The organism is Actinoplanes sp. NPDC021490, assembly GCF_055562135.1.
Window position 1 is genome coordinate 252,684 of the sequence record NZ_JBVHFW010000008.1, and the last position, 17,253, is coordinate 269,936.

16 protein-coding genes are annotated in these 17,253 nt (G+C 70.8%); 12 read left to right on the forward strand and 4 right to left on the reverse strand.

The window, feature by feature from the left end; all coding sequences use genetic code 11:
* Positions 1 to 52: 52 nt before the first annotated feature.
* The 4 genes from ACZ3I4_RS22855 (at position 53) to ACZ3I4_RS22870 (ending at position 3,261) form a co-directional block, all read left to right on the forward strand.
* Positions 53 to 817: a hypothetical protein gene (locus ACZ3I4_RS22855; RefSeq protein ID WP_465384012.1), complete on the forward strand. Its 765-nt coding sequence runs from the start codon at positions 53 to 55 to the stop codon at positions 815 to 817.
* A gap of 93 nt (positions 818 to 910) precedes the next feature.
* Entirely contained in the window at positions 911 to 1,549 is a 639-nt protein-coding gene (locus ACZ3I4_RS22860; RefSeq protein ID WP_465384013.1) for a phosphoribosyltransferase, read from the forward strand.
* A gap of 45 nt (positions 1,550 to 1,594) precedes the next feature.
* Positions 1,595 to 2,785: an MFS transporter gene (locus tag ACZ3I4_RS22865; RefSeq protein ID WP_465384014.1), complete on the forward strand. Its 1,191-nt coding sequence runs from the start codon at positions 1,595 to 1,597 to the stop codon at positions 2,783 to 2,785.
* Positions 2,786 to 2,814: 29 nt separating this feature from the next.
* Positions 2,815 to 3,261 (forward strand): hypothetical protein, encoded by a 447-nt coding sequence (locus ACZ3I4_RS22870; protein ID WP_465384015.1) that lies wholly within the window; start codon positions 2,815 to 2,817, stop codon positions 3,259 to 3,261.
* A 6-nt stretch (positions 3,262 to 3,267) separates the two neighbouring features.
* Here ACZ3I4_RS22870 and ACZ3I4_RS22875 read toward each other — a convergent pair whose 3' ends face one another.
* On the reverse strand, positions 3,268 to 4,425 hold the full coding sequence (locus tag ACZ3I4_RS22875) for a D-alanyl-D-alanine carboxypeptidase family protein (RefSeq protein ID WP_465384016.1): 1,158 nt from the start codon (positions 4,423 to 4,425) through the stop codon (positions 3,268 to 3,270).
* A gap of 2,484 nt (positions 4,426 to 6,909) precedes the next feature.
* Here ACZ3I4_RS22875 and ACZ3I4_RS22880 point away from each other — a divergent pair.
* The 4 genes from ACZ3I4_RS22880 (at position 6,910) to ACZ3I4_RS22895 (ending at position 10,767) form a co-directional block, all read left to right on the forward strand.
* The gene (locus tag ACZ3I4_RS22880) at positions 6,910 to 8,253 is read left to right on the forward strand and encodes a ferredoxin reductase family protein (RefSeq protein ID WP_465384017.1); all 1,344 of its coding nucleotides are present in this window, start codon (positions 6,910 to 6,912) and stop codon (positions 8,251 to 8,253) included.
* Between the two features lie 97 nt (positions 8,254 to 8,350).
* The gene (locus tag ACZ3I4_RS22885; protein ID WP_465384018.1) at positions 8,351 to 9,799 is read left to right on the forward strand and encodes a glycosyltransferase family 39 protein; all 1,449 of its coding nucleotides are present in this window, start codon (positions 8,351 to 8,353) and stop codon (positions 9,797 to 9,799) included.
* An 18-nt stretch (positions 9,800 to 9,817) separates the two neighbouring features.
* Positions 9,818 to 10,222: an SRPBCC family protein gene (locus tag ACZ3I4_RS22890; protein WP_465384019.1), complete on the forward strand. Its 405-nt coding sequence runs from the start codon at positions 9,818 to 9,820 to the stop codon at positions 10,220 to 10,222.
* A gap of 26 nt (positions 10,223 to 10,248) precedes the next feature.
* On the forward strand, positions 10,249 to 10,767 hold the full coding sequence (locus ACZ3I4_RS22895) for a hypothetical protein (protein ID WP_465384020.1): 519 nt from the start codon (positions 10,249 to 10,251) through the stop codon (positions 10,765 to 10,767).
* A 5-nt stretch (positions 10,768 to 10,772) separates the two neighbouring features.
* On the opposite strand, the gene ACZ3I4_RS22900 is transcribed toward ACZ3I4_RS22895, so the two are convergent.
* The gene (locus ACZ3I4_RS22900) at positions 10,773 to 11,537 is read right to left on the reverse strand and encodes an alpha/beta fold hydrolase (protein WP_465384021.1); all 765 of its coding nucleotides are present in this window, start codon (positions 11,535 to 11,537) and stop codon (positions 10,773 to 10,775) included.
* 351 nt (positions 11,538 to 11,888) lie between these two features.
* On the opposite strand from ACZ3I4_RS22900, the gene ACZ3I4_RS22905 reads away from it, so the two are divergent.
* Positions 11,889 to 12,677: a DUF6082 family protein gene (locus ACZ3I4_RS22905; RefSeq protein ID WP_465384117.1), complete on the forward strand. Its 789-nt coding sequence runs from the start codon at positions 11,889 to 11,891 to the stop codon at positions 12,675 to 12,677.
* Here the strand turns inward: ACZ3I4_RS22905 and ACZ3I4_RS22910 are convergent.
* Positions 12,565 to 12,900: a hypothetical protein gene (locus ACZ3I4_RS22910; protein WP_465384119.1), complete on the reverse strand. Its 336-nt coding sequence runs from the start codon at positions 12,898 to 12,900 to the stop codon at positions 12,565 to 12,567. The genes ACZ3I4_RS22905 and ACZ3I4_RS22910 overlap by 113 nt on opposite strands.
* 232 nt (positions 12,901 to 13,132) lie before the next feature.
* Between ACZ3I4_RS22910 and ACZ3I4_RS22915 the strand changes: the two genes are divergently transcribed.
* Positions 13,133 to 14,182 carry an aldo/keto reductase gene (locus ACZ3I4_RS22915; RefSeq protein WP_465384022.1) on the forward strand — a complete coding sequence of 350 codons (1,050 nt, stop codon included), beginning with the start codon at positions 13,133 to 13,135 and terminating at the stop codon, positions 14,180 to 14,182.
* 39 nt (positions 14,183 to 14,221) lie between these two features.
* Here the strand turns inward: ACZ3I4_RS22915 and ald are convergent, their stop codons facing one another.
* Positions 14,222 to 15,334, reverse strand: a complete 1,113-nt coding sequence (gene ald, locus ACZ3I4_RS22920; RefSeq protein ID WP_465384023.1) for an alanine dehydrogenase — start codon at positions 15,332 to 15,334, stop codon at positions 14,222 to 14,224.
* Between the two features lie 118 nt (positions 15,335 to 15,452).
* Between ald and ACZ3I4_RS22925 the strand changes: the two genes are divergently transcribed.
* Both ACZ3I4_RS22925 and ACZ3I4_RS22930 read left to right on the forward strand, forming a co-directional pair.
* Positions 15,453 to 15,923, forward strand: a complete 471-nt coding sequence (locus tag ACZ3I4_RS22925) for an Lrp/AsnC family transcriptional regulator (protein ID WP_465384024.1) — start codon at positions 15,453 to 15,455, stop codon at positions 15,921 to 15,923.
* A gap of 103 nt (positions 15,924 to 16,026) precedes the next feature.
* Positions 16,027 to 17,238 carry a GAF domain-containing sensor histidine kinase gene (locus tag ACZ3I4_RS22930; RefSeq protein ID WP_465384025.1) on the forward strand — a complete coding sequence of 404 codons (1,212 nt, stop codon included), beginning with the start codon at positions 16,027 to 16,029 and terminating at the stop codon, positions 17,236 to 17,238.
* The last annotated feature ends 15 nt before the right edge of the window (positions 17,239 to 17,253 follow it).

The following is a 17,253-nucleotide window of genomic DNA, read 5'->3' on the forward strand; positions in this document are numbered from 1 at the left end:
TCCGGCCCCGGAGGTTGCGCCTCGCGCCGATCATGAAGCGAGGAGGTGCCGGTTGGAGATCGAATTGCACGACAACGACGCGCTGATCTGGACCTGGCCGCTCACCGTCGCCGCCGCGGCCGTCGGTGTGGCGCTGCTCGGGTTGTCCCTGGTCGTGCCGTGGACCGGGCACGTCGTCGTGGTGGCGGTGGTCGTCCTGTTCGTCGCGTTCGCCGGGCGGCTGGGATCGGCGCTGGAGCTGCGGTACGCGCCGGTGCCGCTGGCCCAGCCCGGACCCGCGACCGGAACGGCTCGTCGCCGGGTGGCGATGCGCAGCAGCGGTGTCCCGCTCGTCGCCGTCGTCCTCGGCGGGCTGTTCCTCGCCGCCGCCGACGGATTCCTGATCATCTGGTCGATCGGCCTAGCTCTGATCACCTTCGGGCTGGTGCTGGGCCCGGCCGCGCGGTTCGTGGTCACCCCGCACCACCTGCACATCGACACGGCGTTCCGGCGCTCCAGCGTTCCCCGCGCGCTGATCGGCGAGTTCGAGCACAGCCAACTGGACGTACGGCTGCGGCTGCGCAACGGCGACTTCGTCGACATCCGCGTCGACTCGCCGATCATGGAGTACACCTCGCGCGGCTACTGGATGAACGCCCGCTGCCGGGTCCGCACCACCGCCCGGATCGTCCGCATGCTGGACGCCGTCCCGGCCGCCACCGACATGCCGGCGCAATCGGTCACCCACCGGCGCAGACCGCTGGTCATCGGCGCGACGCTGGTGGCCGCGGCGACCGTCATCGTCCTGGCCGCCTGCGACATCGCCTCGTGGGCCTGACTGCGCACACCGTCGGCACGCGGAGCGGCCCGATCGTGGTCCCTCTCAGTAATCGGACGTATAGGGCGTGCCTCTCGTGGGTACGCCTGATCCATGCCGATGATCTTCCCGAACCGGGACGAGGCCGGACGCCTGCTGGCCGAGGCGGTCGCCGATCAGGTGCGTAAGCGGCCCGGGCCCGCCCCGCTCGTGCTCGCCCTGCCGCGCGGGGGCGTTCCCGTCGCCGTACGGGTCGCGGCCCGCGTCGGCGGGGAGCTCGACCTGGTGATCGCCCGCAAGATCGGGGCGCCCGGCCGGCCCGAGGTCGGGGTGGGGGCGGTCGCCGAGGACGGGCCGCCGGTTCTCGACGAGGGTCTCGAGCCGGCCGAGTTCGAGGAGGCAATCGCCGCCGAACGCGCCGAGCTGGCCCGCCGCCTTCGCGAATACCGGGGCGACCGGCCCGCGCCCGACCCGACCGGCCGCGAGGTCGTGGTGGTCGACGACGGGCTGGCCACCGGTGTGACGGCGCGGGCCGCCCTGCGGTGGTTGCGCGGCCGGCACCCGCAACGGCTGGTCTTCGCCGCGCCCGTGTGCGCGCCGCAGGCCCGGGACGCCCTGAACGCGGACGCGGACGCGGTGATCTGCCTGAGCGCGCCGGCCGAGTTCCGCGCGGTCGGCCAGTGGTACGAGGACTTCGCCCAGCTCACCGACGCCGACGTCGACGCCGCGCTGAGAGGTTTCGCTCACACCTGACCGCGGCTATGTACGTGCGTACACACCATATGTACGCTCGTACGCATGACGACCCTGGCTGCCGCGCCTCCGCGGAAGGCGCGCGCCGCTGTTGCGGCCCTGTTTCTCACCAACGGCGCGGTGATCTTCAACGTCGTGCCGCGATATCCGCAGATCAAGGCCGACCTCGGCGTGAGCAACGTCGTGTTCGGCACGGCCCTGGCCGCGATGCCGATCGGCGCCCTGCTCGCCGGACTGCTGGCCGGCGCGGCCATCCGATGGCTGGGCTCGGCCCGGGTCGCCGCGTTCGGCATCGTCATCACCACCGTGGCCGCCCTGGCCATCCCGTTCGCGCCGCACTGGCTGGTCTTCGCCGGCGCCCTGTTCCTGGTCGGCGCGCTCGACTCGGTCGTCGACGTCGCCCAGAACGCCCACGGCCTGCGGGTCCAGCGCCTCTACGGCCGCTCAATCCTCAACTCGCTGCACGGTGTCTGGAGCATCGGCGCCGTGCTCGGCGGTCTGATGGGCTCGGCCGCCGCCGGCCTCTCCATCCCGCTGAGCGTGCACCTGACCATCTCGGCCGTCCTGTTCAGCGCGGTCGCCCTGGTCGCCTTCCGGTTCCTGCTGCCCGGCGCCGAGGACGCCGAACGCACCGAACCGCCGGCCGCGGCACCCCGCAGGCGCCTCACCGGCGTCGCCCTTCGCATGCTGGCCGCCCTCGGTGTGCTCGCAGCCGCCGGGGCCCTGGTCGAGGACGCCGGCTCCTCGTGGGGCGCCCTGTACTTCACCGACGACCTGCACACCGGCGCCGCCACCGCCGGGCTGGCCGTCGTGGCCCTGCAGACCGCCATGACCATCGGCCGGCTCCTCGGCGACCGGGTCGTCGACCGGTTCGGCCAGCGCACCGTGGTCCGCGTCGGCGGCGCCGTGACCGCCGTCGGCATGGGCGCGGCGCTCGCCTTCCCCTCGGTGCCCACCGCGCTCGGCGGGTTCGTCCTGGCCGGCCTGGGCGCGGCCACCCTGGTCCCGGCGGCCATGCACACCGCCGACGAACTTCCCGGCCTGGCCCCCGGCGCCGGCTTGACCATCGTCAGCTGGCTTCTGCGCGGCGGCTTCCTGCTCTCCCCGCCGCTGGTCGGTTTCGTGGCCGACCTCTCCAGCCTGCGGGTCGGCCTGCTCAGCGTGGTGCTGGCCGGGGTGGTCACGCTGGTGTTCGGCCGCGTTCTGGTCAACCGCCAGGCCGGGGCGCGGGTTTGACGACCGGCTGGGCGGGCACGGTTGTTGCCATGCGTACCGGAATTCTGGCCGGCGCGGCGGCGGGGGCCGCGGGCACGGCCGCCCTCAACGCCGTCACCTACCTCGACATGGCCGTGCGGGGCCGGGCCGCCAGCAACACGCCCGAGGAAACCATCGAAGCGGTCCTCCCGGTCCCCGGCGAGGGCGAGACCCGCGAACACCGGGTGGCCGCCCTGGGCAGCCTGACCGGCATCGTCACCGGCGTCGGCATCGGCGCCGCCTTCGGTCTGCTGCGCCGCGCCGGTGTCCGCCCGCCCGCCCCGCTCGACGCCCTGCTCATCGGGGTCACCACCATGGCACTGACCAACCTGCCGATGGCCGCCCTCGACGTCACCGACCCGCGCACCTGGTCGGCCGCCGACTGGCTGACCGACCTGGTGCCGCACCTCGTCTACGGCGCCGTGACCGACGCGGTGCTGCGCTCCCTCGACCGCTGACCCCGCTCAGCTCGTCCGGCTCAGTCGCCACCACACGGACGGCTCGGCGATCGCCGCGTCGGAGCGCAGGTCCACCCGTACGCCGGCCGCCTGCACCGTGCCGACCGGCTGACCCGCCGTGACCGTGGCGCCCGGGGCCGTGGTGGTGACCTTGAGCGGGATCGACATGCCCGGCCAGCCCACCACCTTGAGCGGCGTCGCCGGGCGGACCGTGCTGGTGGCGCCCCACGCCGACCGGATCTCGCCCACCGGGTCGGCCGGCAGCAGCGTGTACTGCTTGACCGTCTGCCGTACGGCCCGGAGCAGCGCGCGGACCTCCCGGTTGACGTTGGCCAGCTGCTCGGGCGTGTGCAGTCCGGGCTGGTTGAAGACCGCGCCGACGACGGTGAGCTTGCGGCCGCCGACGGTCAGATAGGCCGAGAACAGCAGGTTGCCGCCCGCCTCGTCGGTCGAACCGGTCTTGATGCCGAACACGCCCTCCACGCCCAGAAGGTCGTTGTAGTTCTGGATCTTGCCGACCACCGGGATGCGGGCGCTGTCGAGCGCGACAATCTTGGCGAAGACCTCCATTCGGAGCACCGCCCGGCCCAGCTTGACCTGGTCGGACGCGGTGCTGATGGTGGTCGGCAGAAAGCCGCTGGGGTCCGTGTACCGGGTTTTCGTCATGCCCAGCTCGTCGGCCGCGGCGTTCATCCGCTCGACGAACGCCGCCTCCGACCCGGCATCCCAGATCGCCAGCTGATGCGCGATGTTGTTGGCCGACGGCAGCATGAGCGCCTCGATCGCGTCCCGCTCGGTCAGCTTCTCACCCACCCGAACCGGCACGAGCGACTGGTTGCTGGCGATCCGCGCCTTGTAGTCGGCCACATCAGCGGCGGTGACGGTGAGCGACGGCCCCTCCTCGTCGCCTTCGAGCGGATGATTCTTGAGGATCACGTACGCGGTCATGACCTTGGCAACGCTCCCGATCGGCGCGGCCGTGTCACTGCCCGACCCGCCCAGCCGCCCCAGCCCCTCGATCATCAGCTCGGCCGAGCCGCTGCCGGGCCACGGCAGCTTCGCCGTTTCGCCGGGAATCCGCATGGTCGCGGCCACATTGGTGGCCAGAGTCGCCGCGGGCAGGTCCCGCGTGAGCTGAACCGTCGCGCCGCCGCCAAGAAGCACCACCAGCAGCGCAACAGCGACAAGAACAGCAACGAGACGCCCGCGCCGGCGCGGTTTCGCAGCCGGAACCGGAGTGGCGCCCCCATAGGTTCCACCCGACGGCGCGGGACGACCATAGGTCACGGGCGGCGAATTTCCGTACGTGGACGGCTTCGCCTTTTCGGCCGACTCGGTCGATGGTGCAGCGGATCCATACGCTGCTTTGTCCGGCGCCTGTGAGGACGGCGGGTTCTCGTACGCGGCCGGGGTGCGCGTGCCGTAGGTAGACGGCTTGGCTTTTTCGGCGGGCTCGGTCGACGGCGCGGCGGACCCGTACGTGGACGGGGCTGCCTTGTCCGGCGCCTTTGACGACGGCGGGTTCCCGTACGCGGCCGGGGTGCGCGTGCCGTAGGTGGACGGCTTGGCTTTTTCGGCCTGCTCGATCGACGGCGAGGCGCCCCCATACGTGGCCGGCGGATTCCCGTACGTTCCCGGTGGCGCCGCCGGGGTGCGCGTGCCGTAGGTGGACGGTTTGGCTTTTTCGGCCGGCTCGGTCGACGGTGCGGCGGACCCGTATGTGGACGGCGTTGCCTTGTCCGGCGTCTTTGAGGACGGCGGATTCCCGTACGTTCCCGGCGGCGCCGAAGGAGCCGAGGTTCCGTAGGTCTCCGGCTTGGCTGCGGGCGCCGACGGGGTCTGCCCGTAGGTTCCGGGGCGCGTCTGCGACGGTCCATTGCCGGGGATCGTCGGAGTGACCGGAGGCGCAACAGCCGCTTGAGCAACGGGTTGACTCGTTCCGCCATAGATTCCCGCGCCGCCAGGCTGAGACTGTGCGGCTTTCGTCGCGTCGGACTGACCCGGCGACGGATCCGGAGCAGTTCTCGGCGCCGGAATGGACGCCCGGCCGGGCCCGCTCGGGGCACCCCCACCTTCCGGCTTGGGCCGCACCACGGGAACCGCGACAGCTCCGGCCGCAGCCGCACCATCCCGGACCGAGGACTGCCCGGTGACGTTCCGCCCGTCCTTCTGCGACGGAACCACCGGCACGGAAGGCGCCACCTGGGCAACCGGCTCCGCCGACGCCGAGCCGGTGCTGGACTGCGGGGCAGTGCTCGGCTGCTGAGAAGTCCTGCGCTGAGGGGCAGCGCCTGGCTGTGGGGGAGTGCTGGGCTGCCCGGCGGTGCCGGGTTGCGGGGTAGTCCTGGGCTGTGGGGCTGCGCCCGGTTGTGGGGCGGTGCCTGGCTGCGGGGCAGTCCTGGACTGTGGGGCTGCGCTGGGCTGCACGGCGGTGCCGGGCTGTGGGGCTGTGCCGAACTGAGGGTCGGTGCTTGATTGCAGGCCGCTGCTGGGCTCGGGGGCAGTGTTCGGCTGCGGGGCAGTCCTGGGGTGAGGGGCTGCGCCGGGCTGTGGCGAGGTGCTTGATTGCGGGGCAGTGCCGGCCTGCGCGGCCGCGCGCGGCTGCGAGGCTGCGTCGGTTTGCGGGGTTGCACTGGACCGTGGAGCCCCGGCGCCATCCGCGGCGGAGGACAGCAGCGTGCGGCCGCCCCCGCCGGGAGCCGCGGCCCGAGCGGCCGGGAGCGAAGTGATCGGCGCCGTGCGATCCGGGTCAGCCGATGGCGGGTTCACGGCCGGCTTCGGCTCAGCGAGCGGGGGAGTCGAAGCCGACGGGTTGCGCGACGCCTGCTGTTTGGCTGCCGCCTTCCGCCTGCGCACCTCGGCGTCAGCGTCTTCCAGGGTCCTCGGAAGTGCCTTGCCGGTGCGTGCGGGAAGCGAGCCGGGCGTCCTGTCGCCGGAAGGCGCTGTCGGCGGTTCGGCCGGCCCAGCTGTGGGTGCCGGCCTCGACTGGGGCGCCACCTTTTCGTTCGGTCCCGCGCTCGGGCGGGCCGAATGCGAAGGAGCCGACGGATGTGTCCCGCCGGTCGCCGGAGTGGACCTGCTCTCCGCCGCAGTCGGGCCGCCGGTCGCCGGAGTCGAGCCGCCCGCAGTCGGGCCGCCGGTCGCCGGAGTCGAGCCGCCCGCAGTCGGGCCGCCGGTCGCCGGAGTGGACCCGCCCGCGGCCGGGCCGCCGGTTGCCGGAGTGGACCCGCCCGCAGTCCGAGCTGAGCCGCCGCCGGTCTGCCGAGCAGGCCCGCCGGGCTGCGGCACGACCGGCATGGGAGCGGTGCGGTCGGCATCGTCCGAGGCGGGCGAACCCGGATCGGACCCCGCCGGCGCGGCGGGCCCGGAGGCGGCCGCGGGCGACGACGAAGACGCCGGTATGCCGAGGGCCTCGGTGGGGGGCTCGGCCCCCGGGGCGGTGATCGGCTGGGTCTCGTCGGTCGGCTTGGCCGGCTGCGTCACTACTTGCTCCTTCCGACCCGGCTGCCCGGGCGCACGCGCAAGTATCGCCGGGCCGCGCCACCCCGGCACCACCGGCTGAACCCTGGCGGTCCACCTGTCGTGTGGGTGATTGCGCGATCACCCGGTCGCCCGTTAGAGAAGGTTCACACTTCCCGGGAGGGCCGGATGATCACCGCAACCCCGCAGCGCGTGCGCCGCACCGGTCAGGCCGGGGCGGCGTACGGGCTGCTCTGGGTCTTTCTGCTGCTCAACCTGGCCGTCGTCGAGCTGATGCTGGCCCACCCCAACACGCCGGCCCACAACACGCTCACCACGATCGGGCGGGTTCTCGGCCTGCACCTCGCGTTCGTGATGGCGTTGCAGCTGCTGCTGATCGCCCGGCTGCCGTTTCTGGACCGCCGCATCGGCATGGACAAGCTCACGACCTGGCACCGCTGGACCGGTTTCGCCATCTTCTGGCTCGTGCTGCTGCATCCGACATTCGTGATGCTCGGGTATTCGCGGCTCGACAAGATCCCGTTCCTGAGCGAGGTCCCCAACCTGGCCCGGCAGATGCCCGTGCTCCTCGGCATGATCGCGGCCGGGCTGGTCGGGGTCATCGCGGTGACCTCGGTGCGGGCGGCGCGCCGGCGGGTCTCGTACGAGGCCTGGCACACGATTCATCTGCTGGTCTACGCCGTGACCGTGCTCGGCGTGATCCACCAGGTCTACGAGGGCAGCGCCTTCAAGACCAACAACTTCACCCAGGCGTACTGGTGGGGGCTGTGGGCCTTTGCCATCGGCGCGCTGCTCACCGGCCGTCTGCTGCTGCCGCTCGCCCGCAATCTGCGGCACCGTCTGCGGGTCGCCGCCGTGGTCGCCGAGTCCGACGACGTGGTCTCGGTGCACGTGACGGGGCGTCATCTGGACAAGCTGCACGCGCGGGCCGGGCAGTTCTTCCTGTGGCGCTTTCCCGGGCACAACCGCTGGTGGCAGGTGAACCCGTGGTCGTTGTCGGCCGCGCCCGACGGTCACTCGCTGCGACTGACCGCGAAGGCGATCGGCCGCACCAGCGCGGGTCTGCGGGAGTTGCCGCTGGGGGCGCGGGTCTTCGCCGAGGGCCCGTACGGGGCCTTCACCGCGGCCGCCCGCACCCGGCAGGACACGGTGCTGATCGCCGGTGGCATCGGCGTGACCCCGATCCGGGCGCTCTTCGAGGACGAGACGCTCGACGGTGACATCGTGGTGCTCTACCGCGTACGCACCCCGGCCGACGCCGTGCTGCTGGGCGAGCTGCGCAACCTGGCCCGGCTGCGCAACGCCCGCCTGCACGTGCTGGCCGGCCGCACGAGCGGCGAGAACCGTCCGTTCGGCCCGGAGAACCTGCGCCTGCTGGTGCCCGACATCGCCGAGCGGGACGTGTTCGTCTGCGGGCCGGCCCCGATGACAACCGAGGTGCTGCGCAGCCTCAAGGCGCTGGGGGTGCCGGCCCCGCAGCGCCACGCCGAGATGTTCCGCCTCGCCGCCTGACCGACAAGTCGGACATCGTCGGGCCGGGGCGGCGCGGCGCGGCCGGAAGGAGTACCAGTTCGGGGCGAAGGCTGTGCGGCGTCCGGGGGAAGGTGCGATGGCGGGACAATCGGGGGAGCGGCCGGCGATGGCCTGGCTGCCGGTCGGGCTGGTCGCGGGCGGCGTCTTCGCGCTGCTCGTAGCCACCGCGGGACGGTACGACTATTTCCGGGACGAGCTGTATTTCCGGATGCTCGCGCAGCACCCGCAGTGGGGCTATGTGGATCAGCCGCCGTTCACGCCGATGCTCGCCCGGCTCGGAATCGAATTGTTCGGCGACAACCTCTGGGCGATCCGCATCTTCCCGGCCCTGCTCGCGGCGGTGGCGGCGATGCTGATGGCGGCCATCGCCCGGGAGGCCGGCGGGCGAGCGGCGGCGCAGGCGCTGGCGGCGGTCGGTGCGGCGGGGACGCTGCCGCTGGCCGGGGCGCACGTGGGGTCGACCGCCACCACCGACCTGGTCGTCTGGCTGGGCGTGATCCTGTGCGCGGTCAAGGCGATCGTGCACGGGCAGAAGCGGGCCTGGCTGGTGGCCGGCGTGATCGCCGGGCTGGGCCTCTACAACAAGCACCTGGTCGTTCTGCTGCTGCTCTGTCTGGCGGGTGGGTTGCTGATCGCCGGGCCCCGCCGGGAACTGGCCGAGAAATGGCTCTGGATCGGGGCCGGGGTCGCGCTCGTCATCGGACTGCCCAATCTCGTCTATCAGGTGGCCAACGATTTCCCGCAGGCCAAAATGGCCGGTGCGATCGCCGGGAACAAGGGCGGCGAATCGCGGGTCATGCTGCTGCCGATCCAGCTCGTGGTCGTCGGTCTCCCGTTGCTGCCGGTGTTCATCAGTGGCATTGTCACCGCCGTCAAGGACCGCTCGCTGCGGGCGCTCGTGGTGGCGTACGGGCTGGTGCTGGTCCTGACCTTCGCCACGGGCGGGCAGCCCTATTACTCGACCGGGCTCGTGCTCGCGCTGTTCGCCGTCGGCGCCGTTTCCGCGGTGCGATGGCGGCGCCGCAAGCTGCTTGTCGGGGCGGTGGTGCTCAATGTGCTTTTCGCCGTCGTCTTCGCGCTGCCGGTGCTGCCCGCGAACCGGCTCGGGCCGATTGCCGACGTCAATGTCGTGGCGGCCGATCAGGTCGGCTGGCCCGAATACGTAAGCCAGGTCGAACAGGCCTTCGCGACGCTCACGCCGGACGAGCAGCGGCGCGCGGTGATCTTCACCGGCAATTACGGCGAGGCCGGGGCGCTCGACCGGTACGGCGTGCCGAACGTCTACAGCGGCCACAACGAGCTGGCCAATTTCGGGCCGCCGCCGGACGACAAGACGATCGCCGTGGTGCTGTCGCAGGCGCCCAGTTTCCGCGTCAACTCGACCTTCGGCGGCTGTGACCTGCTCGGGCGCCTGTCCAACGAGGCGGGCGTCGACAACGAGGAGCTCGAGGCTTCCCTGTACGTGTGCCGGCGCCTTCCCGCTCCGTGGAGTCAGATGTGGGGCGGGCTGCGGCATTTCGACTGAGACGCAATGATCGGGGGCATGACGACTGATACGGCCCACTTGGCCGAGCGCATCGATCGGCCGGCCAACGACGTTTACGCGTACGTCTCGAACCCCGCGAACTTGACGACCTGGGCGCCCGGACTGGGCAGCTCGGTCGAGCAGGCCGACGGCGACTGGTATGTGATGTCGGAGGGCATGGGCCGGGTGCGCGTCCAGTTCGCGCCGAAGAACGGATTCGGGGTGCTCGACCACGTCGTCACGCTGGAATCGGGGGAGCAGTTCCTCAATCCGTTGCGTGTGGTCCCGTACGGGGAAGGCTCGGAAATTGTCTTTTCGGTGCGCCGGATGCCGGGCGTGCCGGACGAGGATTTCGCGCGGGACACCGGGGCGGTGGCGGCCGATCTGGCCCGGCTCAAGGAAATCCTGGAGAAGGGGAACTGAGTGCCGTCCGGCGGTGTCGGTCAAGCATGAGAATCGTCGCGGTGGTGCTGTGCGCGCTCGCGGTGACCGGGTGCAGCGGGTCGCCGGCCAAAACTGATGTGCCGGCCCCGTCGGCGCCCGCCGTCGCCACGGCGAGTGGTGCGCCCGACACGGTCGACTGCGCGCACGACATCGGCGGCCGCGAGCCCCAGGGCGGCCGGTTGATCCTCGACGCGGTCGTCCTGCCCACCGCACGACTGCAGGTCAGCGAGGCGGGCGAGCCGGGCCGGCCTGGTCGCCTCTTTGCCAAGACGGGCCTGCTGGTCCGCGCGGACACCGCGGTCGAGTTGTCCGTCGACCCGTCGGCCACGGACGTCACCATCGGCTGGGGCAGCCCCGGCCCCGAGGGCCCGACGATCCGCGTCCCCGCCTGCCCGAACGCCAAGGGCTGGCTGGCCTTCGCGGGCGGCTACCACGTGCCGGAGCCGATGTGCGTGCCCCTGATCGTGCGCGTGAACGGCCGCGAGGCCCGGGCCGAGGTGCGGGTAGGCGCCGACTGCCCGTAGCGATGTCAGCCGAGAAATTGGGCCAGCGCGTCCGCGAACAGGGCGGGCGCCGTGTGGGTCGCGAAGTGGGACTGGCCCTCCAGCGTCACCCGGCCGGGCGCGTGCAGGGCCGCGGCCAGCGACTCCATGGTTGACGGCAGCGGCGGCCACGACTCGCTGCCCTGCATCAGCAGGAGCGGCTTGCGGATGCCCGACCACCGGGTCATGTCCGCGCTGTCGGCCGCCATCGCCTCGAGATCGTGCAGGCAGCCGACCGCCTCCGGAAGCGGCGGGGCCGGGACGGCCGCAAGCATCGCCGCCGGCACCCGGGCCACCTCCCCGGCCAGCACCCGCGCCGCCCCGGCGAGGTCCCCGGCGTTCAGCAGCGTCCGATACGACGACAGCGCACCCGACAACCCCGCACCGGCCGAGAACAGCGGCGGCTCGAATACGGCGATCGACCTGATCAACGGCGAGTCGGTGAGCCCGGCGTGCAGCGCGACGGTGGCGCCGTACGACGCCCCGACCACGTGCCCCGCCCCACCGGCGGCTTCCAGGATCGCCCGAACGTCGGCGACGTCGTCGGCGAACGTCTTCGGCCGCAGGCACGGGCCGCTCGGCTCGTAACCCCGGCGCGCGTACGCCCACAGCTCGTACCGGTCCTCGAGCAGCGGCACGATCGGCTCCCACGAGTCCAGCCCACCGGCCGACCCGTGCACCAGCACAACCGGCGTCCCCCGCCCCGCGCGGCGCACTTCCAGCCGCGTGCCGTCCGAACCTGTAACGATCACCGGATAAAGGTAGCGCCCGGCACCCTGGCCCGCGGATCTGCCGCGACGTGTCATTGCCGACGCTCGATCCGTATATTGGCAGGACGGCGCCGCTGGGCGGCTCAGGTATTGCTTCGCCGACTGCTATGTAGCCAAATGCCAACTGTCAGAATGAGGCAGATTCACTCATCTGTTGGAGGCTTGACGTGTCTGTGTTCCGGCCCGCCACAATCCTCTTACAGCCGTGAATAAATGTCGCCCAGCTCCGTGATCCAGGCGGTGGGCAAATTACCGCGGCCCGGTTCTGCCAGGGAAGGGGCTGCGGACATGAGGGGCGGCGAAAAATCTCCCGGTGAGAGATCACCGATGTACATGCGGTCGACGCTTTGGGTTCTTGGCCTTGTTCTCGTGCTGGGTGCAATCGCCGTAGTCGGCGGAATTGGACTTGTCGCGATTCTGGGCCGGCGCGGCGACGATCTTACCTGGAGTCGGTGGAGCAGCGTTGGTGAGGCCTTCGGGGTTGTCAACTCCCTGGTCTCAGTACTTGCCGTGGTCGCGCTGCTCGTTACCTGGTCGACTCAGTACAGGCTCCTGCGTGAGCAGAAGGCCGAACTCGCTCAACAGCGGAAGATCCAAGAGGGCCGGGCCGACCTGGATCTGCGAAAAATGCACGTGGAGCTGATCCGTTTGGCGCTGGAGAATCCCCATTTGGCGGTGGTGTGGCCTCGCATCGCCGGCTCCGATCCAGTGGCTGAATCGCAGCACATGTACGCAAATCTGATCCTGCAGCACATATGGACCGACTACTCCAGTGGCCGGTCCAGTCGCGAGCAAATGATCAGTACACTCCGGTACCTGTTCGCCAGTCCGGCTGTTCGGGAATTCTGGCGAGCGACGGAGAACAGCCGGCGAAGCGTTTACGTCGATCATTCCGAACAGCTCGACTTCGTGTCCGTCGTGGACGAGGTCTGGCAGCAGTGTGAGGCGGTGCTGGCTTGTTCGGCCGAGCCTCCCGATAAAGCGGAATCTCCGTGGAGGGCAGGCGGCGCTAGTCGGAGCTGGTCCGACGACGACCTGAAGGCAGGCCGAGGCGGGGGAGGACCGCACCCACCATCGCCGCCAGCAGAGTCAGCACCAGGGCCTTCGTCACCGCCAGCATGATGTCACGCGGGATGATCACGATGCCTTCGAAAGGCGCGACACCCGCGTCGTCGGGCAAGCGAACGCGCATCTCCTCGGTGCGCTGAGTTCCGATCACCATGAAGTTGCCGTCTTCGAGTTCGAAGACGGCAGGACACGTGACGTTGGTATTGCAACGCGACGGTGGGGCGCTCAAGCGGCGGCCGACCCCTGAGACGGGCAGGGCGCCATCGGTCTGCGACACGGCTGTAATTCCTAATGGTTCGGACCGCAGGATGCGAGCACCGGCGGTGTCGACAATCTGACCCTAAAATTTAGCAGGACAAACACGGCCAAATGGCATCTCGCGTGCCACTCGTGCGGGGGTCTGCCGGGGTGGTCCGAAATCACATCGGCCAGCTGCCGTTCCGGTGGACAGAGGCGTTGGTGCGGGTAAGGGTGGGAGAGCGCTAACAATTGCAGGAAAGAGGAATCACATGCAGTACCGGCAGCTTGGCCGCACCGGCCTGAGGGTCTCGACGTTCACCCTGGGCACCATGGGCTTCGGCGGCACCGGGTGGGCGTCCCCGGTCGGCAAGATCGACGTGGCGGGGGCGCGGGAGCAGATCGCGATCGCCAGGGACGCGGGAGTCAACCTGATCGACACGGCCGACGTGTATTCGGCCGGTCTCAGTGAGGAGATTCTCGGCGAGGCCCTGGGCGACAAGCGCGAAGACGTGCTGATCGCCACCAAGGTGCGAATGCCGATGGGTGAGGGGCAGAACGACGCCGGCCTCTCCCGGCATCACATCATCCGCGGCGCCGAGGCCAGCCTGCGCCGGCTCGGCACCGATTACATCGACCTCTTCCAGGTGCACGAGTGGGACGGGCACACCCCGCTCGAGGAGACGCTGACCGCGCTCGACGACCTCGTACGCAGCGGCAAGGTGCGCTACATCGGCTGCTCCAACTATGCCGCCTGGCAGATGGTCAAGGCGCTCGGCATCTCCGACGCCCGGCAGATCGAGCGGTTCGCCAGCACCCAGGTCTTCTATTCGCTGGTCAGCCGCGACATCGAGGCCGAGATCGTGCCGGCCGCGGTCGACCAGGGCGTCGGCATCCTGGTCTGGAGCCCGCTGGCCGGCGGCCTGACCTCGGGCAAGTACCGCCGTGGCGTGCAGGCCCCGGAGGGCAGCCGCCACCTCTCCGAGTGGAGTGAGCCGCCGATCCACGACGAGGACAAGCTGTACGACACCATCGAGCTCGCCGTGAAGATCGGGGAGTCGCACGGGGTGTCGGCGGCGCAGGTGTCGCTGGCCTACATTGCGCAGAAGCCGGGCGTGACCTCGCTGATCGTCGGCGCGCGCACCCCGGAGCAGCTGCGCGACAACCTGGCCGCGGCCGACCTCGAGCTGACCGCCGACGAGGTCAAGGCGCTCGACGACGTGAGCGGGGAGCCGCTGCGCTACCCGTTCTGGCACCAGCGCAACACCAGCTCGGACCGCCTGAGCGCGGCCGACCTGACGCAGATCCAGCGGCACCTGTAGGGGAGAGGGGCCGCCCCGCGAAAAGGGGCGGCCCGCTTCTCAGAGAACAGACGCGATCTCGACCGAGGGCAGGCCCAGCGCGGCGCCGACGGACGCGTTGGTGAGCCGGCCGTCGTGGGTGCTGAGACCCAGCGCGAGCGCCGGGTCGGCCGCCAGGGCGTCGCGCCAGCCCAGATCGGCCAGCTTGAGCGCGTACGGGAGGGTGGCGTTGGTCAGGGCGTACGTGGAGGTGTTGGGCACGGCGCCGGGCATGTTGGCCACGCAGTAGAAGACCGACTCGTGCACCTTGTAGACCGGGTTCTCGTGCGTGGTCGGGCGCGAGTCCTCGAAGCAGCCGCCCTGGTCGATGGCGATGTCGACGAGCACCGAGCCCGGCTTCATCCGCTTGACGAGCTCGTTCGAGACCAGCGTCGGCGCCTTGGCCCCGGGCACGAGCACCGCCCCGATCACCATGTCGGCCTCGATCGCCGACTGCTCGATCGCGTACGAGGACGAGACCAGCGTCTTGACCCGGCCGCCGAACTGCGCGTCGATCTGCCGCAGCCGCGAGATGTTCAGGTCGAGCACGGTGACGTCGGCGCCCAGGCCGAGCGCGATGGTCGCCGCGTTGACGCCCGAGACGCCGCCGCCGATGACGGTCACCTTGGCCGGGCTGACCCCGGGGACGCCGCCGGGAAGCACGCCGCGGCCGCCCGAATTGCGCATGAGGCTGTACGCGCCGACCTGCGGGGCGAGCCGCCCGGCGACCTCGCTCATCGGGGCCAGCAGCGGCAGCGACCCGTCGGCGAGCTGCACGGTCTCGTACGCGATGGCGGTGGTGCCGCTGGCCAGCAGCGCCTTGGTGCCGTCGGCGTCGGCCGCGAGGTGCAGATAGGTGAAGAGGACCTGGCCGGCCCGCAGCCGGTGGTATTCGGCGGCGATCGGCTCCTTGACCTTGAGCAGGAGGTCGGCGCGCGCCCACACGGTGTCGGCGTCCGGCGCGATCTCGGCCCCGGCGGCGACGAAGTCCTGGTCGGTGATGGCCGAGCCGGCACCCGCGCCGGCCTCGATGAGCACCCGGTGCCCGCGCCGCACGAACTCGGCCGCACCGGCCGGGGTGATCGCGACGCGGTACTCGTGGTTCTTGATCTCGGTGGGCACGCCGATCTGCATGGCTCGTCCTCTCGTCTTTGGATGACTGTGGAACGATGTGCAGTTTCCGCGCAACGCAACCGCATAAGATTCTGCTGACGCTCCGTCGCCGGAAGAACATGCGAGAGGCCCGGGCAAAATGACCGACGTACCGAATGATCTTCGAGGCCTGGATCACATCGACCGCGATCTGCTGGCCCTGCTGGAGGTCGACGGGCGCATGCCCAACAACGCCCTCGCCGAGCGCGTCGGCATCGCCCCGAGCACCTGTTTGACCCGGGTCCGGAGGCTCCGCGAGATCGGCGCGATCCGCGGTTTCCACGCCGACGTCGACCCGGCCTGGATCGGCCGTCCCATCCAGGCGATGATCGCCGTGCGGATCCGTTCCGAGTCGCGCGACGCCATCGGCAAGTTCGCCGAGTCGCTGGCCGGCATTCCGGCCGTTCGCGACGTGTACTTCGTTTCCGGCTCGTACGATTTCCTTCTGCACGTCGCGACGGCCGATGTCGAGGACCTCCGCGAGGTGATCACCGAGCGCCTCAGCGGCACGCGCCTGATCGCCGGCACCGAGACCTATCTGATTTTCGAGCACCGGCGAGGCAACTCGTGATCACCACCCTGCACCCGGCTCAACGTTAAGCCCCCGCGGGCTGCGGCCGACCGTTCCCCCGTGACGGGATGAATCCCTTTCACTTGTGAAGGACGCGGGACATATGTCGGACACCATGGTTGCGGAGCGCGCCGAGCAGCGGCGTCTGGCCGCGCTGCGCAACTACCGTGTGCTGGACACCGCTCCCGAGAGCGACTTCGACGACATCGCCGTGCTCGCGGCCCAGCTGTGCCGCACGCCGATCGCCGCGGTCTCGCTGATCGACGCCGACCGGCAGTGGCTCAAGGCTGTGGTCGGCCTCGAGGCGTGCGAGATCGAGCGGCAGCACTCGTTCTGCGCCCACGCCATGCACGCCGACGAGGTCATGCAGGTGCCGGACGCGCGTCTCGACCCCCGCTTCGCGAACAACCCTCTGGTCACCGGCGAGCCGGGCGTGGTCTTCTACGCCGGCGCGCCCCTGATCAGCTCGTCCGGCGAGCGCCTGGGCAGCCTCTGCGTCATCGACCACGAGCCGCGCCTGCTCACCCCGGCCGAGTGCCAGGGCCTTCGTACGCTGGCCCGGCACGTCATGGCCCAGCTCGAACTGCGCCAGTTCGCCCGCGGGCTGGACGCGGCCAACGAGCGCCTGCGTGACGCCGACCGGATCAAGGACGAGTTCCTGTCCCGGGTCACCCACGAGCTGCGTACGCCGCTGACCTCGATCAACGGCTATCTGGAGATGCTGGCCGAGGACCACCTCGAACCGGCCACCGGCGAGGAGTTCCTGACCCGGATCCGGCGCAACTCCGACCGGCTGACGGCGCTCGTCGACGACATGCTGCTGGCCGCCCAGGCCGACCTCCGCTTGTCCAAGCGGGTGATGGACCTGGCCGAGCTGTGCCGCGCGGCGGTCGTCCGCAACGGCGTGCTGGCCCGCAGCCGCGGTCTCGAGATCGTCGCCGACGTGCCCGGGCCCGTGTACGTCGAGGCCGACGAGACCCGCCTCGCCCAGGTGCTGGAACGCCTGGTGCTCAACGCGGTCAAGTTCACGCCGCGCGGAGCCATCACGGTCAGTGCGAGCATCGGCGAGGACCGGGCCCGGCTCGTCGTCCGCGACACCGGCATCGGCATGAGCCCGGAGGACCGCGAGCGGGTGCTGGCGCCGTTCCGCCGCTCGGCGGCCGCCGAACGCCGGGAAGTGCAGGGCGCCGGCCTGGGCCTGAGCATCGTCAAGGCGATCGTCGACAGCCACGGCGGATCGATACACATCGAGAGCGAGCCAGACCGGGGGGCCGCCGTGGTGGTCACGCTACCGCGGTACACCGGAGATATATAAGCGCTGTTACATTTC

What these genes read in the sequence shown, in the direction of transcription:
- ACZ3I4_RS22880 (WP_465384017.1), top strand. Translation starts at nt 6,910, where the DNA reads ATGATCACCGCAACCCCGCAGCGCGTGCGCCGCACCGGTCAGGCCGGG.
- ACZ3I4_RS22930 (WP_465384025.1), top strand. Translation starts at nt 16,027, where the DNA reads ATGTCGGACACCATGGTTGCGGAGCGCGCCGAGCAGCGGCGTCTGGCC.
- ACZ3I4_RS22885 (WP_465384018.1), top strand. Translation starts at nt 8,351, where the DNA reads ATGGCGGGACAATCGGGGGAGCGGCCGGCGATGGCCTGGCTGCCGGTC.
- ACZ3I4_RS22870 (WP_465384015.1), top strand. Translation starts at nt 2,815, where the DNA reads ATGCGTACCGGAATTCTGGCCGGCGCGGCGGCGGGGGCCGCGGGCACG.
- ACZ3I4_RS22895 (WP_465384020.1), top strand. Translation starts at nt 10,249, where the DNA reads ATGAGAATCGTCGCGGTGGTGCTGTGCGCGCTCGCGGTGACCGGGTGC.
- ACZ3I4_RS22925 (WP_465384024.1), top strand. Translation starts at nt 15,453, where the DNA reads ATGACCGACGTACCGAATGATCTTCGAGGCCTGGATCACATCGACCGC.
- ACZ3I4_RS22905 (WP_465384117.1), top strand. Translation starts at nt 11,889, where the DNA reads ATGCGGTCGACGCTTTGGGTTCTTGGCCTTGTTCTCGTGCTGGGTGCA.
- ald (WP_465384023.1), bottom strand. Translation starts at nt 15,334, where the DNA reads ATGCAGATCGGCGTGCCCACCGAGATCAAGAACCACGAGTACCGCGTC.
- ACZ3I4_RS22865 (WP_465384014.1), top strand. Translation starts at nt 1,595, where the DNA reads ATGACGACCCTGGCTGCCGCGCCTCCGCGGAAGGCGCGCGCCGCTGTT.
- ACZ3I4_RS22860 (WP_465384013.1), top strand. Translation starts at nt 911, where the DNA reads ATGCCGATGATCTTCCCGAACCGGGACGAGGCCGGACGCCTGCTGGCC.
- ACZ3I4_RS22915 (WP_465384022.1), top strand. Translation starts at nt 13,133, where the DNA reads ATGCAGTACCGGCAGCTTGGCCGCACCGGCCTGAGGGTCTCGACGTTC.
- ACZ3I4_RS22890 (WP_465384019.1), top strand. Translation starts at nt 9,818, where the DNA reads ATGACGACTGATACGGCCCACTTGGCCGAGCGCATCGATCGGCCGGCC.